This is a genomic window from Streptomyces sp. N50, from assembly GCF_033335955.1.
In the GTDB taxonomy this organism is placed as follows: Bacteria; Actinomycetota; Actinomycetes; order Streptomycetales; family Streptomycetaceae; genus Streptomyces.
The window spans coordinates 273,632-295,925 of record NZ_CP137549.1; the positions used below are offsets into that span (position 1 = coordinate 273,632).

Here is a 22,294-nt window from a genome sequence, read left to right on the forward strand (position 1 = left end):
GTCACTGTCAGGCGGACGGGTTGACGATCACCTCGGCCGTGTTGTTCCCGGTGTTCGCGTCGAAGGCGAGGGGCGTGCCGTCGTAGGCGCGGGTCGTGACATGGCCCGTCGCGTCGGGGACGACCCGGTCGATGCGGAGCTGGAACGGGAAACTGACGTCCAGGTCGGGCTTGGCCCAGGTCGGCAGGGTGCAGGCGTAGTGGGCGATGGTCGAGTCGTCGCCGGGCGTGTGGGCCCCATGGCAGGTCTCGGGCATGGAGGTGGCGACAGTGCCCTCCGGCGCGTAGAAGTCGATCGTGGTGATCGGGTCGCCGGCGCTGACGTCGCCGGCCCAGGCGGGACCGTGGTTGACGAAGCGGAAGCCGGAGGTGACGGTGTCACCGGCCGCGCCGCTCGCCGAGGTGCCGTAGACGGCGAAGTCGGCGGTGTTGTCGGCGTCGATGTGCCAGGAGCGGCCGTTGTCCGAGCTGTCGAGGTCGGTGGTGTCGCCGAGGGGTTCGACGTCGTAGTCGAACCGCTCGTACAGCGCGTGGTCGGTGACGGCGAGCCGCAACGGCTCCGGCAGCTCCACGGTGGCGCCGGGGGCGACATCGGTGTCGAAGGAGCAGGTCACCGCCGTCGTGCCACTGCCGTCGGCATCCGGCCCGGTGTAGGCGCACTGCGGGTAGCGGGTGGTGACGTCGAGGCCGTAGGTCGCCCACATGCTCAGGCTGAAGCCGTGGGCGGTCTCGCTGCCGGTGTTGGTGATCGCGTACGGCACGGTGAGGCTGGTGCCGGGCTCGACGCCGTTGGCGTCCTGCGGGGCGCTGATCCCGAGGTCGACGCCGGAGCCCACCGTGACGGTGGTGTCGTTGCCGCGCCGGGCGACAAGCGTGCCGTCGGGGCCGCCGGTGGCCTCGGCCGAGTACGTGATCGTGCCCTGCGCTCCGACGGAGGCACCGGCGACGGCCCGGACCCTCAACCCCACCTGCGCGCTGTAGCGGATCGGCACGTCCCCGGTGTCGCACACGGCGACGGTGCCGCTGTCGTCCGGCGTGCAGTTGTCGGGCCAGGCCACCTCGGCGATCCCGGCGAGTCCGGAGGCGTCGACGGTGAGCCGTCCGTCGGTCAGGGCGAAGGCGTCATTGCTGTGTGTCAGCCCCAGCGCCAGCGGTCGGTACTGCGCGGCACCACCGTCGGGAGCGACGGTCGCCTCCACGTCGTACGGCGACTGGATCGCCAGCGCGTCGGTCTGCGGTACGTCGTCGGCGACGGCCGCCCCGCTCCCGAGACCGGCGACGGCCAGCGCACCCACGGCTCCGGCACAGACCCCGCGACGCAGCACACGTCCGACGGAGACAGAACTCATGTGATCCCCCAGCTGGGCGGCAGAAAGCCCGGCAAGTGATGTGCACCGGGCGCGAGTTGGACGGGGTGCCGGGGTGGAAGGTTGTAGGTGGGGGGCGTGGGGCGGGTGGTTCTTACCGTTTTCTTGATCAGCGGCCGCGCCCACCCCACCCCGTGCCAGCCGGTCAGGATTGGAGAAGCCTCCGCGCCTCCCCCGCCCTAGCCTGAATTCACCGGCGAAATCCGTCGGACCACGCTCACGGAGGAGCTCGTCATGACCGACGGACTGAACACGATCATCTACCCCGTCAAGGACCTCGACGCCGCGAAGGCCCTGTTCGGCGCCCTGCTGGGGGTCGAGCCGTACGCGGACGAGCCGTACTACGTCGGGTACAAGGCCGCCGGGCAGGACGTCGGTCTCGACCCGAACGGGCACTCCAGGGGCATGACCGGACCGGTGCCGTACTGGACCGTGGACGACATCCGGACACGGCTCGCGGCCATGGTGGAGGCGGGCGCCGAGCTGGTCCAGGACGTCCAGGACGTCGGCGGCGGCAAGCTCATCGCGTTCGTGAAGGACGCGGACGGCAACTTCGTCGGGCTCACCCAGAATCCGGCCGCCTGACGCACGCCGACGGACGGCTCATACCCGCGCCACGACACCCCAGCTACTTGCGCGTGCACTAGTTGCGCACTCAATAACTGGCCGGATCGGTGTACCGTGCGGGTATGGCAGTGAAGTCGGCCGGTGCCCGGCAGCTAGAGGACCAGTGGCGGGACATCCTGTCCGTGCACGCGCGCACGATGTGCGAGATCGACCGCGTGCTGCACCCGCACGGCCTGGGCGCGAGCGACTTCGAGGTGCTCGACATGCTCGCGGCCGAGGCGCCTCAGGAGGGCGACCAGTGCCGGGTGCAGAACCTGGTCGGACGGGTCCATCTCAGCCAGAGCGCCCTCTCCCGTCTCATCGGACGGCTGGAGAAGGACGGCCTCGTGGAACGCTCCGTGTGCATCGAGGACCGACGCGGGGTGTGGGTCGCGCTCACCCGCAAGGGGCGTGACCTCCACGCGGAGGTGCTCCCGCTCCAACGGAGCGTCCTGGCCCGGATGTTGGACGGCACGGAGGGCTGACACCGCCCCCCACTCTCTGCACCCGCCCCGCCCCTCCGCACTTCCTCACACCACGAACTCCGCACCGTCCATGAGCACTTGGACCCCCGCTCCGCTCACCTGCGCCCGAGCCGCCGAACTCTCGTCCAGCAACGGGTTCGTGTTGTTCAGGTGGGTGTAAACCCGGCGGACTCCGGGGTGGCGGGCGAGGGCGGCGAGGCTTCCGCCGGGGCCCGAGACGGGCAGGTGTCCCAGGCCCGGCCGACCTGTACCAGCACGGGCCGCCGTGCCCGCCTCCTCGGCCGTGAAGAACGTGCCGTCCAGCACCGCGCAGTCCGCCGTCGTCAACATCTCGTCGAGCGTGTCCGACCAGGCCGCGACACCGGGTGCGTAGACGAGCGCCCCGCCGGTCGCCAGGTCCTCGATGCGGTACGCCGTCACCCAGCGGTCGTCCGCCGGGCGGGGCGGCAGGTACGTCGGGGGCTTGGTGCCCATCGGGTGGGCTGTCACCACCAAGCCTCCGGCCAGTACGAAACCACCCTCCGCGAGGCTGTCGGACCACTCCCAGGGCGCGTACCGGTCGAGGACGGTCCGGGCCGGGGTGAGCGCCGCGAGGACAGGCCTCGGGGCGTACACCTTGAGGGCCGCCGCCCCGCGGAGTTCGGCCAGGCCCGTCACATGGTGGGGCTCGGCGTCGGTGAGGAGGACGCCGCGCACCGGGGTGTCGCGCGCGCCGGGGCCCGGCCAGAGCGCCGGGGTCGCGGTGAGCTGGGCGCGGATGTCGGGTGAGGCGTTGAGCAGCCACCAGTCGCGCGCGTTGCCGGTGACGGCCACGCACTCCCGCGTACGCGAGGGCAGTTTTCCGTCACGGGCGGCGGCGCACAGCGCGCAGGCGCAGTTCCACTGCGGGAAACCGCCACCGGCCGCGGTACCGAGCAGGACGACCCTCACGACGATCGCGCCCCCTTGCCGACTCACCCAACTCACTGACCCACTGAATCTCCCCGAGGGATCTTTCCTCCAAAACGGACCGGACTACCCCACCACAGGGGGCAGTTCAGGCCGATCTCCGACCGGCCCACTCCCCTTCCCCCGGTCAACGCAACAGATCCCGTACGGCCGCGAACGCCGCCTCGACCGTCGCCGGATCCGCCCCCGGCCGGGCCAGCGCGCTCATCGGGATCGGAGTGACGGAGGGCAGCCCGTCATAGGGAGTCAGCCCGTCCGGAGCCGACCCGACCGCCGCGAGCAGCGCGACACCCTGCCCCGTGCGGGCGATGTCGAGGACCCCGGCGAGATAGCCGGCGTCACCGACCACCGCCGCCGGTACACCGTGCGCGGCGAGCGTCGAGATCGCCCGGCGACGGATCGCGCACGGGTCCTCGATCGCGACCAGCGGGACGGGCGCGGGCGCGGCCGGTGGCTGCCAGCCGGGCGTCGCGTGCCAGGTGAGCGGGAGGCCGCCGACCGGTGTGCCCTCGGTCGCGGCGGCCTCGGTGACGTACACCGCGACATCGACGCTGCCGCGTTCCACGGCCTCGACGAGCCGGGCCGAGCGGTCGATGCGGAAGCGGACCCGGCAGCCGGGCCGCACCTCCTGGACGGCCGCGGTCAGCCGTGGCAGGAACTGGTCGGCCGCGTGTTCGGTGGAGCCGATCGTGACGGTGTCGCCGTCCACGTCGAGCAGCGTGCGTACGGCCTCGTCGTGCACGGCGAGGATGCGTCGGGCCTGTTCCAGGAGGAGCCGCCCCTCGGGCGTGAACCGGGTGCCCCGCCCCTCGCGCTCCACGATCGGGCGGCCCAGCGTCTTCTCCAGCCTGCGCACATGCTGGCTGACCGCGGACTGGCTCAGGGCGAGGGCCCGGGCCGCGCGGTGGAAGCCGCCGCAGTCGGCGATCGCGGTCAGGCTGCGCAGGGCCACGATGTCGAGGACAGGTTGGGGCATGCCGGTGACGGTAGCCGTTTCACGTATCGATCCGTATCGATCGCGATAACTGATCGATTTCGATGCGGAATCATCGTTGGACGCGATCGGTCGCGGCCGGTCATGATGGGCGCATGCTGCACACGACCGCTTTCGCTGCCCTTCTGACGCAGCGCCGAGTCATCGACTTCGGCGTGGCGTGCAGCGCGCGCTGTCGTTGACCCACCGCCTCTCCGCGGCACCCTTCCCGAGTTACAGCTGATCACGTCCGCCCTGCGCACTGACACGTGACGGCGGCTCCGGGCTGCTCGTTTCCTCCCCCTCTCCTCGATTCCCCTCCCCTTTCCCCTCGTTGGGAGCTGTCACCCCATGCCCTCTTCCTCCGTCTCGTCCTGGGACGAACCCGAAGGCCTCGCCGCGCGCGGCACGTTGATCGTGCTGGCCGGGCGGGGCGAACACGGCGGTGTCTACGAGCGGTTCGGCCGCCGGCTCGGCTTCGACGCCTACCGCGTCCGCGCCCTCGGCGACCCGACCGCCGACCCCGCCGTCCTGGAGCAGGCCGCCAAGCTGCTCGCCGACGAGTCGCTGCCCGGCCCGAAGGTGCTGATCGGCTCCGACACCGGCGCGATCCACGCCCTTCAGCTCGCCGCCGAGCAGACCGCGGGCGTCGACGCGCTGATCCTGGCCGGGCTGCCCACCGGTGCTTGGACGGCGGGCAGTTGGGAGGAGGAGGCCGCCGCCCGCACCGCCTGCCCGACCCATCAGGGACGCCTCACCAACGACCCCGACTTCCGGCGCGGTGCCATCGACGACACCCCCGACCTACCCGCACCCCGCCTGGACCTGGTGCGCGTCCCCGTCCTGGCCCTGCACGGCAAGGACGACCCGATCAGCCCGCTCGACCGGGCGCTGAGCGTCTACGACGGTCACCCGGGCGTCCAGACCGTGGTCTTCCACGGCGGCCGGCACGACGCCCTCAACGACGCCCTGCACCGCACCGCCGCCGCCACGGTCGTCCTGTTCCTCGAACGGCTCCGGCTGGCCCCAGAGGCCTCAGGGACTTCCGAAGTCCGCGAACTGCCCCTGATCGCTGAGGAGTTGACATGACCGGCCGCGTGACGACCACGGTCGCCGAGCTGACCGAACTCCTCGGCTCCGAGCAGCCGCCAGTCCTCCTCGACGTCCGCTGGGCCCTCGGCGATCCCCACGGCCGCGACCACTACGCGGACGGCCACATCCCCGGCGCGGTCTACGTCGACCTGGACACGGAGTTGGCCGCCCCGGCGAGCCCCGAGGGCGGACGCCACCCGCTCCCCGACTTCACCGAACTCCAGGAATCCGCCCGCCGTTGGGGCATCGGGAGCGGCCGGTCCGTCGTCGTCTACGACGACCTGGGCAACACGGCCGCCGCCCGCGCCTGGTGGCTGCTGCGGTACGCGGGTGTCACCGAAGTGACCCTGCTGGACGGGGCGTTGGGCGCCTGGCGGACGGCGGGGCTGCCGCTGGAGTCCGGGATTCCCGCCGATCCGACGCCGGGTGATGTCGTACTCCGCGCGGGTGCGCTGCCGACCACCGATGCCGACGGGGCCGCCGAACTCGCCGTGTCCGGACTGCTGTTGGACGCCCGCGCCGGTGAGCGTTACCGGGGTGAGGTCGAGCCGGTGGACCCGCGTGCCGGGCACATCCCGGGGGCCGTGTCCGCGCCGACGGGGGAGAACCTGGCGGCGGACGGGACCTTCCTGGCACCGGAGCTGCTGCGCAAGCGGTTCGAGGAGCGCGGGGCCGACACAGCGACGCGCATCGGCGTGTACTGCGGGTCCGGGGTCACCGCCGCCCATCAGATCGCGGCGCTGGAGATCGCCGGGTTCGAGGCGACGCTGTTTCCGGGTTCCTGGTCCGCCTGGTCCGCCGATCCCGGGCGCCCGGCGGCGACGGGAGACCGGCCATGACGACGAAACCCCTGAACGCGGCGGTGCTTCCCGCCCAGCCGGCGCGCGCGGACACGCCTCAGCCGGCCGCGCGCGTCACCATCCGCGGCACGGCGAAGACCTCGCGCCGCTTCACCGTGCCCCGTTCGGTGCGCCGCGCCGCCGGACCGGTCGGCCTGGTCCTGCTCTGGTTCCTGACCTCCGCCACCGGAGTGCTCCCCGAGTCCGTGCTGGCCTCCCCCGTCGACGTGATCCGCCAGGCGGTCGACCTCACGAAGAACGGCGAACTCCCGCACGCCATCGCCGCGTCGGGCCGCCGTGCCGCCATCGGCTTCCTGATCGGCGCGACCGTCGCGCTGGTCCTGTCGCTGCTGGCCGGGCTGTTCCGGCTCGGTGAGGACGTCATCGACTCCTCGATGGGCATGTTCCGGGCGATCCCCTGGGTGGGTCTGATCCCGCTCTTCATCGTCTGGTTCGGCATCGAGGAGACCCCGAAGATCGCGCTCGTCGCACTCGGGGTGACGTATCCGCTGTACTTCAACATCTACGGCGGCATCCGCTCAACCGACGCCCAACTCGTCGAGGCCGCACGGATGATGGGGCTCGGGCGGTTCGGGCTGATCAAGTACGTGATCCTGCCGAGCGCGCTGCCCGGGGCACTCGTGGGCCTGCGGTACGCGCTGTCCACCGCGTGGCTGGCGCTGGTCTTCGCCGAGCAGGTCAACGCGGACGCGGGGCTCGGCTATCTGATGAGCAACGCCCAGCAGTACTTCCGCACGGACGTCATCGTGCTGTGCCTCGTCGTGTACGCGCTGCTCGGACTCGCCTGCGACTTCGCGGTACGGATCCTGTCGCGCCGGCTGCTGACCTGGCGGGCCAACTTCGAGGGTGAGGCGTAGAGATGGCCAACTCCGTTGAGATTCGGGGGCTTTCGCGGGCCTTCGACGGCAACACCGTGCTGCACGACCTCGATCTGGACATCCGTGAGGGCGAGTTCGTGGCTCTGCTCGGACACAGCGGCTGCGGCAAGTCGACGCTGCTGCGGATCCTCGCCGGGCTGGACGACGAGATCGGCGGCGAGGTGACCGTGCCCGCGCGGCGAAGCGCGGCCTTCCAATCACCGCGGCTGCTCCCGTGGTTGAAGGTGTGGCGCAATGTCGTGCTCGGGCTGCCGGGGCGTCCGGACCGGGCGCTCGCGCTCAAGGCGCTCGACGAGGTCGGCATCGCGGAGCGCGCGACCGTCTGGCCCAAGACGCTGTCCGGCGGTCAGGCCCAGCGCGTCTCGCTCGCCCGCGCTCTCGTCCGTGAGCCCGAACTCCTGTTGCTGGACGAGCCGTTCGGCGCGCTGGACGCGCTGACCCGGGGCAAGGTGCAGGCGCTGGTCGCCGAGCTGTGGCGGCTGCACGGGTGCGCGATCCTCCTGGTCACCCATGACGTGGAGGAGGCGCTGCTGCTCGCCGACCGGGTCCTGGTGATGGACGAGGGCCGTATCGCCCACGAGGTGACCGTCGACCTGCCCCGCCCCCGTGATCTGACCGCCCCCGAGTTCGTGACCCTGCGCGCCCGCCTCCTGAACTGGCTCGGCGTGACCCGCACTTTGGAAGGAACCCTCTCGTGATCCGCAGAATCGCCGCCGCCACCCTGAGCATGACCGCCCTGCTGGCGCTGAGCGCCTGCGGTGCCGACTCCTCGGCGGACACCTCCGCCGGCGGGCAGGTCACCCTCACCATCGGCGACCAGGCCAAGACGCTCCAGACGATCATCGCCGCGTCGGACGCGCTCAAGGGCGCCAAGTACAAGGTGAAATGGGCCGAGTTCCAGGGTGCGGCCCCGCTCTACCAGGCCGTGCAGGCGGACGCCGCCGACACCGGGTACTCCGCCGACCTGCCCGCGCTCCAGGCGCTCAGCGGCGGTGTCAAGATCAAGAACGTCGCCGCCCTCAAGAACGACGGCACGCATGTCGGGATCGTCGTCCGCAAGGACTCCGGCATCGACAGCGTGAAGGACCTCAAGGGCCAGAAGGTCGTGGTGTCCTCCGCGAAGGGCAGCATCTCGGAGTATCTGCTGGCCAACGTGCTGAAGCAGAACGGGCTCAGCTACAAGGACGTCAAGGTGCAGTACCTGCTGCCGACCGACGCGCAGGCCGCCTTCGCCTCCGGGAAGGTCAAGATCTGGGCGACCTTCGGCGTCTACCAGGCCGTCGGCCTGGAGCAGGGCGGCAAGCTCCTCGTCGACGGCGCGGACGGCCGGGTCAGCGGCTACGGCTTCATCAACGCCTCCGAGAAGGCACTCGCCAACTCGGCGAAGAAGAAGGCCCTTTCGGACTTCCTCCAGCGTCTGAGCACGGCGCTGAAGTGGACCAGCACCCACCAGGACGCGTACGCGAAGGCCATCGAGCAGCGCAACGGCGCCGACGCCACGGTCGCCAAGACCCTCGCCTCGGCCGCCTACAGCCAGGTGCTGCCGGTCACCTCGGACGTCGACACGACCGTCCAGCAGGTCGCCGACCTCATGAACAGCATCGGGGTCCTCGACCCGAACGTCGACGTGGCCAAGTCCGCCGACACCTCACTGCTCAAGTGACCTTTCCTTCCTAGGAGTTCGCTCATGCCTGTCGAGTTCATCAGCGCCGTCCACACCGACTCAGGGGCCTCGGGTCCCGCCGCCGCCAGCCGTACCGGCTTCGACGTCGACCATCTGCGCAAGTACGCCCGCGCGTTGGACGACGGCGGCTTCGACCACACCCTGGTCGCCTACCACTCGGCGTCCCCCGACGCCTTCCAGGTCGCCCAGTTCGTCGCCACCCACACCGAGCGCGTCCGCCCGATCCTCGCGCACCGGCCCGGCGTCATCTTCCCGACGCACGCGGCCCGCGCGCTGGCCACCCTCGACCAGATCAGCAACGGCCGGCTGACGCTGCACATCATCTCCGGCGGCAGCGACGAGGAGCAGCGCCGGGAGGGCGACTACCTCAACAAGGCCGAGCGGTACGAGCGTTCGGACGAGTACATCCAGATCCTGCGGAAGGTGTGGCAGGCCGAAGGGCCGGTCTCGCACGAGGGCAAGCACTTCACGTTCGAGGGCTACTACTCCGACGTGAAGCCGGTGAACGGCCTCGTCCCGATCTCGGTCGGCGGCTCCTCGCAGGACGCGTACCGGGTGGGCGGGCAGCAGGGCGACATCTTCGGGCTGTGGGGCGAGCCGCTCAAGGAGACGGCCGAGCAGATCGCGGCCGTCAACGCGGTCGCGGATGCCGCCGGGCGCCCGCATCCCCGTATCTGGGTGTCGTTCCGCCCGATCATCGCACCCACCGAGGAACTCGCGTGGGAGAAGGCCCACCGCACCCTCGGCGTCCTCAAGGACCAGGCGAAGAACACCGAGTTGCTCCGCCACTACCGCACCACCGGCCGCCCCGCGAACGTCGGCTCGCAGCGCCTCCTCGACATCGCCGAGCGCGGCGAGGTGCAGGACCGCTGCCTGTGGACGGCGCCCGCCGTCGCCACGAATGCCGCGGGAGCGTCAACTGCCCTTGTAGGTACGCCCGAGACGGTCGCGCAGGCGCTCCTCGACTACGTCGACATCGGCTGCGACCTGCTCTCGATCCGCGGCTACGACCCGCTCAACGACGCGATCGACTACGCCCGTCACGTCCTGCCGCTGGTCCGCCAGGAGCTCGCCCACCGGGCGACGACCTCACAAGCCGCCTGACCCGTCCCCTTCCCTGATTGCGAACTCCCCTATGGAGACTCCGTGTTGTTCCGCCGTTCCCTGCGCGCGTCCGCCGCCGCCCTCGCCCTGCTGCTCCCCTTCGCCGCCGCCTGCGGAGGCAGCGCGAAGGCCGAGTCCTCGTCCGACGTCTCCTCCGTCACCCTCCGAGTTGGCGACACCGGCTGGAAGGTCGGCGAGGCCGTCCTCAAGTACGCCCACCTCGACGACACCCCGTACAAGGTGAAGTGGAGCCTGTTCCAGGGCGGCGACCAACAGCTCCAGGCGATCCGCGCCGGAGCCCTCGACCTCGCCTCCTCCAGCGAGATCCCGCCCCTCTTCTCGGCGGCCGACGGCAACCCCAACTTCAAGGTCGTCGCCGTCCAGCGCGGCACCACCCTGAACCAGGAGGTCATCGTCCCCAAGGGCTCCAAGGTGACCGACATCGCCGGCCTGAAGGGCAAGAAGGTCGGCTACGTCCAGAACACCACCGCCCACTACTTCCTCTACGAGCTGCTGAAGCGGGCCGGGCTCAAGTGGTCCGACATCGACGCCAAGCCGCTGCTCCCCAACGACGGCCTCGCGGCTCTGAACGGCGGCTCCATCGACGCCTTCGCCTCCTACGGCACGTCGGTCATCACCGCCCACCAGCAGGGCGCGACCACGGTCGGCTCCGGCGCGGACATCCTCTCCGGCAACTTCCTCTGGTCCGCCCGCGACAGCGTCCTCAAGAGCCCCGCCCAACGGGCCGCCGCCGCCGACCTGATCGCCCGGATCTCCAAGGCGTACGCCTACGTCCGCGACGGCCACGAGGACGGCTTCGCGAAGGTCACCGCCGACGCCACCCACCAGTCCGTGGCGCAGGCCAAGTCGGACCTGGTGGCCGCGCAGAAGCAACGCCCCACCCAGGCAAGGACGGTCGGCGCCGACACCATCGCCTCCCAGCAGAAGGTCGCCGACGCCTTCACCGAACTCGGCGCGCTCAAGAAGCACTTGGACGTGAAGTCCTTCTGGACCACCGCGCTCAACTCCGACCTGAAGAAGGCCCTGTGACCGCGCGCATCGCCGAACTGGCCGCCGGCTACGACCAGTCGGGCGCCTTCCCCGCCGACTCCCTCCGCATCGCCCACGAGGCGGGCCTCCTCACCGCGACCATCGGCCAGTCCTACGGCGGCCGGGGCGCCCGGGTCGAGGAGAGCGCGCGCATCCTCCACCGGATCGGGCAGGGCGACCCGTCGGTGGCCCTGATCGCGGCGATGACCCTCAACACGCACGCCCGGCAGGCCGTACAGCCGCACTGGCCGGAAGAGCTGTACGCGCGTGTGGTCAAGGAGTCCTTCGAGCGGCCGGTGCTCATCAACCACGCACGCGTGGAACCCGAGTTGGGCTCCCCCGCACGCGGCGGACTCCCCTCGACGCTCGCCCGGCGAACCCCGGACGGCTGGTCGCTGAGCGGCACCAAACGCTTCGTGACCGGCGCGGAGGGCCTGGACTGGTTCCTGGTGTGGGCCACCACCGACGAACCGGAACCGCGTGTCGGCACCTTCCTGGTTCCCGGCGACTCACCCGGCATCGAAGTCACCGGCCGCTGGGACCAGTTGGGGCTGCGGGCCAGCGGCAGCCACGACGTGACGTTCCGGGACGTGGAGATCCCGTACGAGCACGTCATCGGCATCGGCCCGTACGGCGCGTCCGCCGAACAGGACAACCGGGCGGGCGCCTCCCTCCATCTCCCCCTCGCAGCCCTCTACTTGGGGGTGGCCCGGGCGGCCCAGTCCTTCTTCCACACGTTCGCCCACGCGCGCGTGCCCGCCAACCTCGGTCATCCGGTGGCCCGTACCGAACGCTTCCGCAGGACCGCCGGGGAGATCGAGGTGTTGCTGTCCGGTGCCGAGCAGCTGGTGTTCGGCGGGGCCGCCCGGGTAGACGCTGGCGACTCCTCGTACACCCCCGAACAGGCGCTGGGGGCACGGGTGTTGGCGGACCGGCACGGTGTGCGGGCGGTGGAGCTGGCTGTACGGCTGCTCGGCAATCCCGGGCTCGCGCGGGGCAATCCGCTGGAGCGGCACTTCCGGGACATCCAGTGCGCCCCCGTACACGCACCACAGGAGGACATCTCCCTGCTCGCGATCGGAACGAAGGCGTTGAATCCGTGAAGGCACGCACAGTGAAGGTACGGAACCGGTGACCACAGCTCCCCCCACCACCCCCACCGCCGCCGCCCGGCTCCTCGGTCTGCTCGCCCGGGATCTGCCGCCCGACCAACTGGCCACGGATCCGCGCACGTTGGGCGGGTACACCACGGACCGTTCGGGCACCCGCCCGGACGGTGTCCCGCTCGCCGTGGTGCACGCGCGGCGCGCCGAGGACGTGACCGTCACGCTCCGGCACGCGAACGCGCTGCGCGTGCCGGTGGTGCCGCGCGGCGCGGGCACCGGTCTGTCGGGCGGGGCGTCGGCCGGTGAGGGGGTGCTCGTGCTGGACCTGTCCGGGATGAACCGCATCCTCGAACTGTCGGCCGACGACCAGCTCGCGGTGGTCGAACCGGGCGTGATCACGGCCGAGTTGGACCGGGCGGCGGGTGAGCACGGCCTGCGGTACGCGCCCGATCCGGCGAGTGCGGCGATCTCGACGATCGGCGGGAACATCGCGACCAACGCGGGCGGGCTGCGGTGCGCGAAGTACGGGGTGACGCGGGACAGCGTGCTCGGTCTGGAGGCCGTGCTCGCCGACGGGACGGTGGTCACGACCGGCCGCCGTACCGTCAAAGGGGTCACCGGTTACGACCTCACCGCGCTGCTGACCGGCTCCGAGGGCACCCTCGCCGTCATCACCTCGGCGACGCTGCGGCTGCGTCCGGTGCCGGTGGCGACCGCGACGCTGGCCGCGTACTTCGACTCGTTCGAGGCGGCGGCCGAGGCGTCGTACGCGATCGGGCGGGCCGGGGTCGTACCGGCGCTCGCGGAACTGCTCGACGGGCCGGTGCTGCGGGCCGTCGATCCGGCGCTCGGCGAGCGCGGGTCGGCGCTGCTGCTGGTGCAGTGCGACGGGGCGGGGGCGGCGATCGAGGCGGAGCAGGTCGCACGGGTGCTGGCGCCGCTCGCCACGTCGGTGGAGACCACGGCGGACCCGGTCGAGGCGGAGGCCCTGCTGGCGGCCCGGCGCCTCGCCCTGCCCGCGCTGGAGCGGCTGGGGCGGCCGCTGATCGAGGACATCGCCGTGCCCCGGTCGCGGCTCGCCGAGGCGGTCCGCGAGATCCGCGCCATCTCGGCCCGGCACGACGTGCCGGTCTACACGCTCGCGCACGCCGCGGACGGCAACCTCCATCCGATCATCGTGGTCGATCCGGCACTGGACCGGCTGCCGGACGCGGCCTGGGAGGCGGCAGGCGAGATCTTCGCGCTGGCGCTGCGGCTCGGCGGGACGCTGACCGGTGAACACGGGGTGGGCGTGCTCAAGCGGCAGTGGGTGGCGGACGAACTCGGGCCCACCGCCCACGCGTTGCAGCGCCGGCTGAAGGAGGCGTTCGACCCCAGGGGCATCCTCAACCCCGGCAAGACTCTGTGAGGCACCTCGGATCGGATACCGCCGAACGGGTGAGGGCGAGTGATCCGAGGGTGGTGCGGGAGCACGTGCGATTGGCATGTGCCTCGACCGCCGTCCGAAGTCATCACTCGTCGTGACCGGCAACGGGTAGCTCTACGCACGGAATGTGACGGACGCGGTCGTCCCGTCAACGGACACAGCCGTCCCGTCATCCGTGCGACAGGAGAGAAGGCACCATGTCGGTCGACACCGGTACCGCGCCCGAGGCGGGCGCCGAGGAGCGGGAACAGCAGAGCCTCGGTACCGCCGCGGCACGCACTCTGGCGACCACGACCAAGTCCGAACCCCAGATGCAGGGCATCAGTTCACGCTGGCTGACCCGCATGCTGCCCTGGGTGAACGTGCCCGGCGGCACCTACCGCGTCAACCGACGGCTGTCCTACACGCGGGGCGACGGACGGGTGTCGTTCGTCCAGACCGGCGCACAAGTGCGGGTAGTCCCGGCCGAGTTGAGCGAACTCCCGCTGCTGCGCGGCTTCACGGACACCGACGCGCTCGGCGCGCTGGCCGAGCGGTTCGAGCAACGGGAGTTCGCACCGGGCCAGTTGATCGTGGAGGCGGGCCGCCCCGCCGACCAGGTGTACCTGATCGCGCACGGCAAGGTGGAGCAGCTCGGCGAGGGTCCCTACGGCGACGAGGCGGTCGCCGGCCTGCTGGCCGACGGCGACACCTTCGGCGGCCAGGTGCTCGCCGACCCCGACGGCACCTGGGAGTTCACGGCCCGCGCGGCGACGGCGACCACCGTGCTGGCGCTGCCGCACTCGGCGTACCAGGCCGTCGCCGAGCGGCACCCGGAGCTGAGCGCGCACGTCGAGGCGCTCGGCTCGGACGAGCACGGCCCGGTCAACCCGTTCGGCGAGGCGGCGATCGCGCTCAGCGCCGGACATGTCGGCGAGCCGGACCTGCCGGGCACGTTCGTCGACTACGACCTCGCCCCGCGCGAGTACGAACTCAGCGTCGCCCAGACCGTGTTGAAGGTGCACAGCCGCGTCACCGACCTCTACAACCAGCCGATGAACCAGACCCAGCAGCAACTCCGGCTCACCATCGAGGCCTTGCGCGAGCGGCAGGAGAACGAGCTGGTCAACAACCGGGACTTCGGCCTCCTGCACAACGCCGACTACGACCAGCGGATCTCCACCCACTCCGGCCCGCCGACCCCCGACGACCTCGACGAACTCCTCAGCATGCGGCGCGACACCCGCTACCTGTTCGCCCATCCGCGAGCCATCGCCGCGTTCGGCCGCGAGTGCAACAAGCGGGGTGTCTACTTCAGCGGCATCGACGTCGGCGGCCACCACCTGCCCGCCTGGCGCGGCGTACCGCTGCTGCCGTGCGGCAAGATCCCGGTCAGCGCGTCCCGTACGTCGTCGATCATCGCCATGCGCACCGGCGAGGACGACCAGGGCGTGATCGGCCTCTACCAGACGGGCATCCCGGACGAGCTCGAACCGGGCCTCAACGTACGGTTCATGGGCATCAACGAGCAGGCGATCATCTCCTACCTGGTGAGCACCTACTTCTCGGCGGCGGTCCTGGTGCCGGACGCGATCGGCATCCTGGAGAACGTCGAGGTCTCCCGCCGGGACGGCAACTGACCCAGGCACAGGACTAGTTCAGGAACGCGTCCAGTCGTGCCGCGTCCGGCGCCGTGGCCGGTCCCGACGCGGTGACGGCCAGGGCGGCGCCGGCGTTGGCCCGGTGAGCGGCGGCCACCGGGTCGACACCCCGAGCCAGGGCGGCCATGAACACCCCGGTGTGCGCGTCGCCGGCGCCGTTGAGATCGACGGCGTCGACGGCGAACCCGGGGACGGAGACAAGCCGTCCGCCGTGGTGCAGGAGACACCCCTCGGGCCCGGTACGGACGAGCACCGAGCCGCGCCCCAGCCGGGACTGGAGCGCGCGGGCGGCCCCGGCCGGATCCTCGATCCCCGTGAGCAGCGCGGCCTCGCGGGCGTTGCAGCTCCACCAGTCCGAACGGGCGAGCAGCAACTCCACGGCCTCAGCGGGGATTTCGCGGACCAGCGGCCCCGGGTCGGCGACCAGCGTGACCGCCGGGTCCAGTCGGGGCAGGAAGTCGAGCAGGGCGGTGCGGTTGCTGTCGTAGAGCAGGCTGTATCCGGTGACGTAGACCAAGTCGCTCGCGCCCGGCCGGAGTTCGGCCAGGTCGGCGCTGGTCAAGGTGGCCTCGGCGCCGGGGCTGGTGACGAAGGTGCGCTCGCCGTCCGCGTCGACCAGGCAGACCACGAAACCGGTGTCCGGTTGCGGGCGCGGTGCGAGCAGGACCTCGATGCCCTCGGCGTGCAGTGCGGCGCGGGCCCGGTCGCCGCAGGGGCCGGTGCCGTGCGCCCCGGCGTAGGTCACCGCGAGTCCCTGGCGGGCGGCGGCCGACATGACGTTGAAACCGCCGCCCGGGGTGTGCTCGGTGCGGGTGGCGAGGACGTCGCCACCACGCTCGGGGAGGGCGGGGACGTCGAGGACCAGGTCGACGACGACGTTGCCCAGGTGCCACAGCCTGGCGCTCACGGCCGGGCCCGGAGTGTGAGCAACGCGGCGGCTGTGGCGTCCAGTTGGAGCTTCGGGTTGACGCGCACGAGGGTCTCCCGCACGTCGGCCGGGAAGGCGTCCACACCGTGGCAGGCGCCGCCGACGGCTCCCGCGATCGCGGCGATGGTGTCGCAGTCACCGCCGACGGACGCGGCCAGCAGCGCGGCCCGCCAGGGGTCGTCGGGGCAGGCGGCGAGGACGGCGAAGGCGGCGGGCACGGACTCCTGCGTGGCGAGACTCGTCCCGACCAACGCGTAGACGCGCTCGCAGACTTGGGCCTCCGTGAGGCCCCGCACCAGCCCCGTCGCCCAGACGATCCGCTCGGCGACATCGGCGGCCGCCACCCAGTGCCCGCGCCCCGCCGCCAACCGGGCCGCCGACACGGCCACTACGACCGCCTCCGGAACCGACGCCCCGTCAACTCCCGCACTCACAGCGGCGGCCACGGCCGCGGCACCGGCGAGCGCGACCCCGGTGTTGTGGGTCAGGGTGCTGGCCTCCACCACTCGGTCCACCAACTCGCCAGGGTCCGCGACCGACACGGCGATACCCACGGGCGCGATCCGCATCGCCGCGCCATTGGTGGTGCCGTAGCGCCCCACCTCGTCGACCGGAGTACCCGCGAGGACGAATTCCACCGCCCGCTTGGTGGACGGTCCGAGGAGGTCGAGTGAGCCCCGGGCCCGCATGTCGTCCTCCCAGGCGACCAGGCGCCGGGCGAGTTCCGCCGGGTCGACGCGGCCCTTGCCGTCGAGGAGCAACTCGGCGAGCAGCAGGGCCTGTTCGGTGTCGTCGGTGACGGCTCCGGCGGGCATTCCGGCGGCGAGCGGGTGGTCGGGGTCGGCCGGCCGGAAGCCGGTGAGGAACGGGCCGTAGCGCGTGGTGATCTGTGGGCGCGACAGCATCTGGGTGGGCATGCCGAGGGCGTCGCCGAGGGCGAGTCCGTGGAGGGCTCCGGTGGCGCGGCTCTGGAGGGTCATGGGTACTTTCCGTGGCCGACGTGTGGGTCAGCCGAATTCGAGGGTCAGTTGGAAGTGGTCGGGGTCGAGGAGGCTCACGACATGTTCGACGAAGGAGCCGTCGGCCGCCCGGCTGGTGCGCCGCGTGTCGAGGAACCAGTCACCCGGTTCGCGGCGCAGCAGCTCCGCCTCCCGCCCGTCGATCCGCCGCCCGCTCACCCGCTGCTCCCCGTGGTCGGCGCGCAGCCCGGCCCGCAGCATCACGTCGGTCAGCGACTCCTGCCCGAGCCCCTGGGAAGGCAGGTCCCGCACCCCGGGCACGGGCGGCAGAAAGCTGCGTTCGTACGACACGACGACTGCGTCCGCGGCCAGTTCCCGTATCCGCTCCACGCACACGAACTCGGTTGTGTTCAGGGTGAGTTGACGAGCGAGTCGCTCATCCCGCCGGGCATCCACCGCGAGGGTGCGGACTCGGGTGTCGATGCCTTGGGTGGCCAGCGCGTGGGCCCAGCCGAGGCGGTCGTCGAGGGGGCGGCCGTCGAAGAGGACGTAGGAGCCCTTGCCGGTGCGGGTGGCGATCAGGCCGGCCTCGGAGAGTTCGGCGAGGGCCGCGCGGACGGTCGTACGGCTGACGCCGAAGCGTTGGGCCAGGGCGTGTTCGCCGGGGAGCTGCTCACCGGCGGGGCGGTGGCCGCTGCGGATCTCCTTGGCGAGGACGTCGGTGATGCGCTGGTGTTTGAGGCGGACGGCGGTCATGACGGCTCCCCGACCACCTCGGCGACGGTGACCACCCGGATCAGGGGTTGGTAGAGGTCCATGACGTGCAGGGCTTTCGCGTGGGAGTCGTCGTCCACGCCCGCGCAGGCGTCGGAGACGACCAGGACCTCGACTCCGGCGTCGGCGGCTGCGAGGGCCGTGGACAGCACGCAGCAGTCGGTGCTGACGCCGGCGAGGACGAGGCGGCCGGTGGGGGCGACGCGTTCGGCGAGTTCCGGGGTCCACTTGCCGAAGGTGGGCGCGTCCACGAACTGCCTTGCCTGGGCGGCGAATTCGTCGGTCAACCGCCAGAGCGTGGCGTCCGGCGGCTGGAGGGCGAAGGGCCACTGGTCGTAGTAGGCGCGCCAGGCGCCCTGGGGTTTCTCGGGGGCCAGGAAGCGGGTGAAGGTGACGTGTTCGGCGAAGGCCGGCAGCAGTCGTCGTACGCCTGCCGCCGCCTCGGCGAAGCGAGGGGTGGCCCAGGGGCTGTCGGGTTCGGCGAAGACGCGCTGCATGTCGATGACGGCGAGGTGGCCGGTCGTGGTGGTCATACGGCGGGCACCGCCTCCGGGCTCGGGGCCTCCGCTTCCTGTCGCTGGACGCGGGCGCGGCCCAGCGCGAGGGTGCCGAGGAAGCCGAGGGCGAGGGCGATCAGGACGCCGAGGTTGGCGTAGGCCCAGGCGCCGGACTTGCCGCCGAGGCCGAGCGGGTCCAGCAGATAGCCCTGCCAACTCAGCCAGCTGGCGGCCGTGTTGGTGACCAGGCCCCAGCCGATCGCGGTGGCCGCGAGGGTGAGGAGGAGGGGTGTGGGCTGGACGTCGCCGTAGCGGCCGTTCGGGCGGAAGAGGTCACCCTCGTCGTAGTCACGGCGGCGGAGGAGGAGGTCGGCGAGCATGATGCCGGACCAGGCGGCGATGGGGACGCCGAGGGTGGTGAGGAAGCCCATGAACTGGCCGAGGAAGTCGTCCGCGAAGAACACGATGTACACGGAGCCCGCGATCATCAGGACGCCGTCGACGAGCGCGGCGAGGTAGCGCGGGACCCGGAGTCCGGCCGACAGCAGGGCCAGGCCGGAGGAGTAGATGTCGAGGACCGCGCCGCCGACCAGGCCGAGGACCGCGACCACGGCGAACGGGACCAGGAACCAGGTGGGCAGGATCGTCGTCAGCGCGCCGATCGGGTCGGCGGCGACCGCCTTGTTGAGCGTGCTGGAGGAACCGGCGAGCAGCAGGCCGAAGACCAGCAGGAGCAGCGGGGCCACGGAGGCGCCGAACGTCGTCCAGCCGATCACGCCTCTGCTGGACGAACTCCGGGGCAGATAACGGGAGTAGTCGGCGGCTGCGTTGACCCAGCCGAGGCCGAAGCCGGTCATCATGAACACCAGCGCGCCGATGAACTCCTGGGCGGAGCCCGCCGGTACGGCGCTCACCGTGCTCCAGTGGATGTGGTCGGCGACGAGCGCGATGTAGACGATCGTGAGCACGCCGGTGACGACGGTGATGACCGTCTGGAGCCGCATGATCAGGTCGAAGCCCATGACTCCGCCGATGACGGTCAGCGCGCCGACGATGATCAGTGCGACCACCTTGGTCTCGGTGCCGCCGCCCCAGCTGAGCCTGCCGAACACGGTCGCGGTGGCCATGGTCGCGAGGGCGGTGAGGACGGTCTCCCAGCCGACGGTGAGGACCCACGAGATCACCGACGGCAGCCGGTTGCCGCGCACGCCGTAGGCCGCGCGGCTCAGCACCATCGTCGGCGCGGAGCCGCGCTTGCCCGCGACCGCGATGAAACCGCAGAGCAGGAAGGAGAAGACGATCCCGATCACGCCGGCGACGAGCGCCTGCCAGAAGGAGATCCCGAAGCCGAGCGCGAAGGCGCCGTAGCTCAGTCCGAGGATGGAGACATTCGCTCCGAACCACGGCCAGAACAAGGTGCTCGGAGTGCCTTTGCGCTCGGCGTCGCCGATCACGTCGAGGCCGTGCGTCTCGACCTGGAGCTGCCGGGACTGGGTTGTCTGGGAGGAGTCCGCCATCGTCGACCTACCTGTCTAGACGTGTTCAGTCGAGGCTAGGCGGGGTGGTGGAGGGCGTCAAGAGCGGACCGCTCCGCGTCAGTGGCAGTCGCCGTGGCGGCCCAGGGTCTCCACGGGGGTCGCGCCGGGGCGGGTCCACTGCGGCACCGGACGGCTGGTCCCGCCCCAGGTGGCGTTCCCGTCGGCGTCCGAGCGCCAGTACCAGCAGGCGTCGCGGCCGGGCGGGTAGCCCTCGGGGTTGTCCTGCCAGGCCTCGCCGCGGCCGTACGGCGTCATGTCGAGCAGGGCGAGCGAGCTGTTGACGGGTTCGTTGCCGCGGCCCGTCGTGGAGTAGGTGAGGAACACCCGGTCGCCGTCGCGCAGGAAGGCGAGGATGTGCCCCATCCCGCCGCCGATCGGCGCGTCCAGGCCCCGCACCGAGTACCAGGGCTCGGTGTAGCCCATGAACTCGACGTACGGAGCCACCTCGTCCCACACGCCCGTGGTCAGGACGGCGTACGAGACACCCCGGGCGTTGAGGTAGACCGCGTCCTTCATGTGCCAGGCAGTGGTGGTGCAGCCCTCGCACTGTCCCTGGTGGGGTGCGTGGTCGTGCCACATGTGCTGGTAGACCACGAGTTCGTCGCGCCCCTGGAACAGGTCGAGGAACGGGACCGGTCCGTCGGCCCCGACGACCTCGACCTTCCCGTCGAGCTCGACCATCGGCAGCCGCCGCCGGGCCGCGGCGATCGCGTCCCCCTCACGGGTGTGCGCCTTCTCCCGGAGCAGCAGTTCGTCGCGCGCCGCGTTCCAGGTGGCGATGTCTACGACGGGCGGCTTGCCGGGGAGCTCGCTGTTCGCGGTGCCGGGTGAGGTCGTCATGGGTCCTCCGTGGTGTGTCGTGTCGGGCAGCGTCGTACGGCGTACTGCGGCAGTCACCGGATCAGACTCCGGGCGCGGCCGAAACTCATCGGGGCGGGCAGGGAGTCGGCCACGGTTTCCCACATATGGCGGCACCACATATGGCGGCACCACACGTGGCGGCACCACATGTGAGTGCACCCCGCTGTTCCGCTCACCGGCACAGCACGCGACACGTCGGCGAACCGTCCGCAGGCTGTTCCCCATCGGTCGGGGCGTGCCACGTACCGCACCACGGGTGCCGCGCTTCCGCGATCTCGAAGGAGGCCGTCATGGAGTCGTCCGGGACGCGTCAGGGGTACGGCGGGACCGCCCGCACTCCCCGCAGGGGCCGCGCCCGCGACACGCTGTCCTTGCTGAGCGCGGAGTTCGACGGGACGCACGGCGTGTGGCGCTCGGCCATGGGCACGATGTGCGTGGCCGACCCGGAGTCCGCCCGGGCGGTGCTCGGCAACCGGGACGCCGTGGTCGCCGAGGCGTCCGACTTCTACAAGACCCGGCACGGCGACTTCGGGCCCCGGGCGGCGCAGATCCGGATCGGGCGCGCGGCCCGCGTCCTGATACGCCGTCATCTGGACGCCCGGCGGGCGGAGTTGCCGGGCCTGGTCGCCGAACTCCTCGCCCCCAGCGCCGTCTGGCCCGACGCCGGCAACCTGCTCGTCCTGCGCCATCTGCGGGACGTCCTGCTGCACCGGGACGCGCCGCCCCAACTGCACGCCACCGTCGGGCAGATCGTCCGCCGGGCGGTCCTGGCGGGCGCCCGGCACCGTCACTCGCCGCCGTCCCGACTGCTCTTCCGGCGCCGCGCGCTGAACTTCCTGCACACCGAAATACGTGCCCGGCAGGGGCAGTTGGATCCCACCCGCGATCCACGCGACCTGCTCGACGTCGTCGTGGACGAGAGCGAGCCCGGGGCGGACCCGAAGGATCTCGCCGAGGTGTACCTCTCGTTCCTGTTCGCCACCGTCGGCTCGGTCGGCTTCGCGCTCGGCTGGTCCGTCCACCTGCTCGGCACGCACCCCGACCGCCAAGCGGCGGAGCCGAGTTGGACGGTGCGGGAAGCGCTGCGGCTCTGGCCGGTGGCGTGGCTGTTCGCACGGACCCCGAGCCATGCGCAGACGCTCGGCGGGGCGGAGGTCACCCCGAACGACCTCCTCGCCGTCTGCACCTATCTGGTGCACCGGCATCCCGGGTACTGGGAGCAGCCGGACGAGTTCGTGCCGGAGCGCTGGGCGGGGGCGGTGCCGGACGCGGCGTATCTGCCGTTCGGGTACGGGCCGCACACCTGCGCCGGGGCGACCGTCACCATGCGGCTCCTCGAAGACCTCGTCGAACTGATCACCCGTGACTGGCGGTTGTCGGTCACCCATGACGGCGCCGGCCCCCAGGTGGGCCCGGCGCTCGCTCCACCGCGTTTCACCGCGGTGCTGAGCGCTCGCCCCGACTGTCCCGGAAGGAGGTGAACGCGCATGCACGCCCTGTATCTCAAGGCGAAGTCCGT

22 protein-coding genes are annotated in these 22,294 nt (G+C 71.6%); 13 read left to right on the forward strand and 9 right to left on the reverse strand.

Features of this window, described 5'->3' with window-relative positions; all coding sequences use genetic code 11:
- Positions 1-7: 7 nt before the first annotated feature.
- Entirely contained in the window at positions 8-1,348 is a 1,341-nt protein-coding gene (locus tag R2B38_RS01270; protein WP_318014512.1) for a hypothetical protein, read from the reverse strand.
- Between the two features lie 252 nt (positions 1,349-1,600).
- On the opposite strand from R2B38_RS01270, the gene R2B38_RS01275 reads away from it, so the two are divergent.
- Together R2B38_RS01275 and R2B38_RS01280 are read left to right on the forward strand one after the other, a co-directional pair.
- The gene (locus R2B38_RS01275; RefSeq protein ID WP_033278601.1) at positions 1,601-1,951 is read left to right on the forward strand and encodes a VOC family protein; all 351 of its coding nucleotides are present in this window, start codon (positions 1,601-1,603) and stop codon (positions 1,949-1,951) included.
- A 104-nt stretch (positions 1,952-2,055) separates the two neighbouring features.
- Complete coding sequence (locus R2B38_RS01280) at positions 2,056-2,457, forward strand: MarR family winged helix-turn-helix transcriptional regulator (RefSeq protein WP_318014513.1); 402 nt, start codon at positions 2,056-2,058, stop codon at positions 2,455-2,457.
- Positions 2,458-2,502: 45 nt separating this feature from the next.
- Here the strand turns inward: R2B38_RS01280 and pqqB are convergent, their stop codons facing one another.
- Both pqqB and R2B38_RS01290 read right to left on the reverse strand, forming a co-directional pair.
- Positions 2,503-3,387, reverse strand: coding sequence for a pyrroloquinoline quinone biosynthesis protein PqqB (gene pqqB / locus R2B38_RS01285; RefSeq protein WP_318014514.1), 885 nt, complete (start codon positions 3,385-3,387; stop codon positions 2,503-2,505).
- A gap of 145 nt (positions 3,388-3,532) precedes the next feature.
- Complete coding sequence (locus tag R2B38_RS01290; protein ID WP_318014515.1) at positions 3,533-4,381, reverse strand: LysR family transcriptional regulator; 849 nt, start codon at positions 4,379-4,381, stop codon at positions 3,533-3,535.
- A gap of 348 nt (positions 4,382-4,729) precedes the next feature.
- Here R2B38_RS01290 and R2B38_RS01295 point away from each other — a divergent pair, with 348 nt between their 5' ends.
- The 10 genes from R2B38_RS01295 (at position 4,730) to R2B38_RS01340 (ending at position 15,197) form a co-directional block, all read left to right on the forward strand.
- On the forward strand, positions 4,730-5,467 hold the full coding sequence (locus tag R2B38_RS01295; RefSeq protein ID WP_318014516.1) for a lysophospholipase: 738 nt from the start codon (positions 4,730-4,732) through the stop codon (positions 5,465-5,467).
- Entirely contained in the window at positions 5,464-6,309 is an 846-nt protein-coding gene (locus R2B38_RS01300; protein WP_318014517.1) for a sulfurtransferase, read from the forward strand. Before R2B38_RS01295 ends, R2B38_RS01300 begins: the two co-directional genes overlap by 4 nt.
- Positions 6,306-7,187: an ABC transporter permease gene (locus R2B38_RS01305; RefSeq protein ID WP_318014518.1), complete on the forward strand. Its 882-nt coding sequence runs from the start codon at positions 6,306-6,308 to the stop codon at positions 7,185-7,187. The genes R2B38_RS01300 and R2B38_RS01305 overlap by 4 nt, the downstream gene beginning before the upstream one ends.
- 2 nt (positions 7,188-7,189) lie before the next feature.
- Positions 7,190-7,906 carry an ABC transporter ATP-binding protein gene (locus R2B38_RS01310; protein ID WP_318014519.1) on the forward strand — a complete coding sequence of 239 codons (717 nt, stop codon included), beginning with the start codon at positions 7,190-7,192 and terminating at the stop codon, positions 7,904-7,906.
- Entirely contained in the window at positions 7,903-8,871 is a 969-nt protein-coding gene (locus R2B38_RS01315; RefSeq protein WP_318014520.1) for an ABC transporter substrate-binding protein, read from the forward strand. The genes R2B38_RS01310 and R2B38_RS01315 overlap by 4 nt, the downstream gene beginning before the upstream one ends.
- A gap of 24 nt (positions 8,872-8,895) precedes the next feature.
- A complete protein-coding gene (locus R2B38_RS01320; protein ID WP_318014521.1) occupies positions 8,896-9,996 on the forward strand; it encodes an LLM class flavin-dependent oxidoreductase in 1,101 nt (366 codons plus the stop codon).
- Between the two features lie 42 nt (positions 9,997-10,038).
- Positions 10,039-11,046 (forward strand): ABC transporter substrate-binding protein, encoded by a 1,008-nt coding sequence (locus tag R2B38_RS01325; RefSeq protein WP_318014522.1) that lies wholly within the window; start codon positions 10,039-10,041, stop codon positions 11,044-11,046.
- Positions 11,043-12,149, forward strand: a complete 1,107-nt coding sequence (locus R2B38_RS01330) for an acyl-CoA dehydrogenase family protein (RefSeq protein WP_318014523.1) — start codon at positions 11,043-11,045, stop codon at positions 12,147-12,149. The genes R2B38_RS01325 and R2B38_RS01330 overlap by 4 nt, the downstream gene beginning before the upstream one ends.
- Positions 12,150-12,177: 28 nt before the next feature.
- Positions 12,178-13,560, forward strand: coding sequence for an FAD-binding oxidoreductase (locus R2B38_RS01335; RefSeq protein ID WP_318014524.1), 1,383 nt, complete (start codon positions 12,178-12,180; stop codon positions 13,558-13,560).
- A gap of 215 nt (positions 13,561-13,775) precedes the next feature.
- Positions 13,776-15,197, forward strand: coding sequence for a family 2B encapsulin nanocompartment shell protein (locus tag R2B38_RS01340; protein WP_318014525.1), 1,422 nt, complete (start codon positions 13,776-13,778; stop codon positions 15,195-15,197).
- 13 nt (positions 15,198-15,210) lie between these two features.
- Here R2B38_RS01340 and R2B38_RS01345 read toward each other — a convergent pair whose 3' ends face one another.
- The 6 genes from R2B38_RS01345 to R2B38_RS01370 all read right to left on the reverse strand — a co-directional run bounded on the left by R2B38_RS01345 (position 15,211) and on the right by R2B38_RS01370 (position 20,754).
- Complete coding sequence (locus R2B38_RS01345) at positions 15,211-16,125, reverse strand: PfkB family carbohydrate kinase (RefSeq protein ID WP_318014526.1); 915 nt, start codon at positions 16,123-16,125, stop codon at positions 15,211-15,213.
- The gene (locus R2B38_RS01350) at positions 16,122-17,126 is read right to left on the reverse strand and encodes an ADP-ribosylglycohydrolase family protein (RefSeq protein ID WP_318014527.1); all 1,005 of its coding nucleotides are present in this window, start codon (positions 17,124-17,126) and stop codon (positions 16,122-16,124) included. Before R2B38_RS01350 ends, R2B38_RS01345 begins: the two co-directional genes overlap by 4 nt.
- Before the next feature lie 27 nt (positions 17,127-17,153).
- Positions 17,154-17,861, reverse strand: a complete 708-nt coding sequence (locus R2B38_RS01355; protein WP_318014528.1) for a GntR family transcriptional regulator — start codon at positions 17,859-17,861, stop codon at positions 17,154-17,156.
- Entirely contained in the window at positions 17,858-18,412 is a 555-nt protein-coding gene (locus tag R2B38_RS01360) for a cysteine hydrolase (protein WP_318014529.1), read from the reverse strand. The genes R2B38_RS01355 and R2B38_RS01360 overlap by 4 nt, the downstream gene beginning before the upstream one ends.
- The gene (locus tag R2B38_RS01365) at positions 18,409-19,893 is read right to left on the reverse strand and encodes a purine-cytosine permease family protein (protein WP_318014530.1); all 1,485 of its coding nucleotides are present in this window, start codon (positions 19,891-19,893) and stop codon (positions 18,409-18,411) included. Before R2B38_RS01365 ends, R2B38_RS01360 begins: the two co-directional genes overlap by 4 nt.
- 78 nt (positions 19,894-19,971) lie before the next feature.
- On the reverse strand, positions 19,972-20,754 hold the full coding sequence (locus R2B38_RS01370; RefSeq protein WP_318014531.1) for a DUF899 family protein: 783 nt from the start codon (positions 20,752-20,754) through the stop codon (positions 19,972-19,974).
- A 311-nt stretch (positions 20,755-21,065) separates the two neighbouring features.
- Here R2B38_RS01370 and R2B38_RS01375 point away from each other — a divergent pair, with 311 nt between their 5' ends.
- On the forward strand, positions 21,066-22,256 hold the full coding sequence (locus R2B38_RS01375; RefSeq protein ID WP_318014532.1) for a cytochrome P450: 1,191 nt from the start codon (positions 21,066-21,068) through the stop codon (positions 22,254-22,256).
- The last annotated feature ends 38 nt before the right edge of the window (positions 22,257-22,294 follow it).

What these genes read in the sequence shown, in the direction of transcription:
- R2B38_RS01370 (WP_318014531.1), bottom strand. Translation starts at nt 20,754, where the DNA reads ATGACGACCTCACCCGGCACCGCGAACAGCGAGCTCCCCGGCAAGCCG.
- R2B38_RS01320 (WP_318014521.1), top strand. Translation starts at nt 8,896, where the DNA reads ATGCCTGTCGAGTTCATCAGCGCCGTCCACACCGACTCAGGGGCCTCG.
- R2B38_RS01340 (WP_318014525.1), top strand. Translation starts at nt 13,776, where the DNA reads ATGTCGGTCGACACCGGTACCGCGCCCGAGGCGGGCGCCGAGGAGCGG.
- R2B38_RS01300 (WP_318014517.1), top strand. Translation starts at nt 5,464, where the DNA reads ATGACCGGCCGCGTGACGACCACGGTCGCCGAGCTGACCGAACTCCTC.
- R2B38_RS01365 (WP_318014530.1), bottom strand. Translation starts at nt 19,893, where the DNA reads ATGGCGGACTCCTCCCAGACAACCCAGTCCCGGCAGCTCCAGGTCGAG.
- R2B38_RS01360 (WP_318014529.1), bottom strand. Translation starts at nt 18,412, where the DNA reads ATGACCACCACGACCGGCCACCTCGCCGTCATCGACATGCAGCGCGTC.
- R2B38_RS01295 (WP_318014516.1), top strand. Translation starts at nt 4,730, where the DNA reads ATGCCCTCTTCCTCCGTCTCGTCCTGGGACGAACCCGAAGGCCTCGCC.
- R2B38_RS01310 (WP_318014519.1), top strand. Translation starts at nt 7,190, where the DNA reads ATGGCCAACTCCGTTGAGATTCGGGGGCTTTCGCGGGCCTTCGACGGC.
- R2B38_RS01270 (WP_318014512.1), bottom strand. Translation starts at nt 1,348, where the DNA reads ATGAGTTCTGTCTCCGTCGGACGTGTGCTGCGTCGCGGGGTCTGTGCC.
- R2B38_RS01350 (WP_318014527.1), bottom strand. Translation starts at nt 17,126, where the DNA reads ATGACCCTCCAGAGCCGCGCCACCGGAGCCCTCCACGGACTCGCCCTC.
- R2B38_RS01305 (WP_318014518.1), top strand. Translation starts at nt 6,306, where the DNA reads ATGACGACGAAACCCCTGAACGCGGCGGTGCTTCCCGCCCAGCCGGCG.
- R2B38_RS01290 (WP_318014515.1), bottom strand. Translation starts at nt 4,381, where the DNA reads ATGCCCCAACCTGTCCTCGACATCGTGGCCCTGCGCAGCCTGACCGCG.
- R2B38_RS01280 (WP_318014513.1), top strand. Translation starts at nt 2,056, where the DNA reads ATGGCAGTGAAGTCGGCCGGTGCCCGGCAGCTAGAGGACCAGTGGCGG.
- R2B38_RS01375 (WP_318014532.1), top strand. Translation starts at nt 21,066, where the DNA reads ATGGAGTCGTCCGGGACGCGTCAGGGGTACGGCGGGACCGCCCGCACT.
- R2B38_RS01275 (WP_033278601.1), top strand. Translation starts at nt 1,601, where the DNA reads ATGACCGACGGACTGAACACGATCATCTACCCCGTCAAGGACCTCGAC.
- R2B38_RS01355 (WP_318014528.1), bottom strand. Translation starts at nt 17,861, where the DNA reads ATGACCGCCGTCCGCCTCAAACACCAGCGCATCACCGACGTCCTCGCC.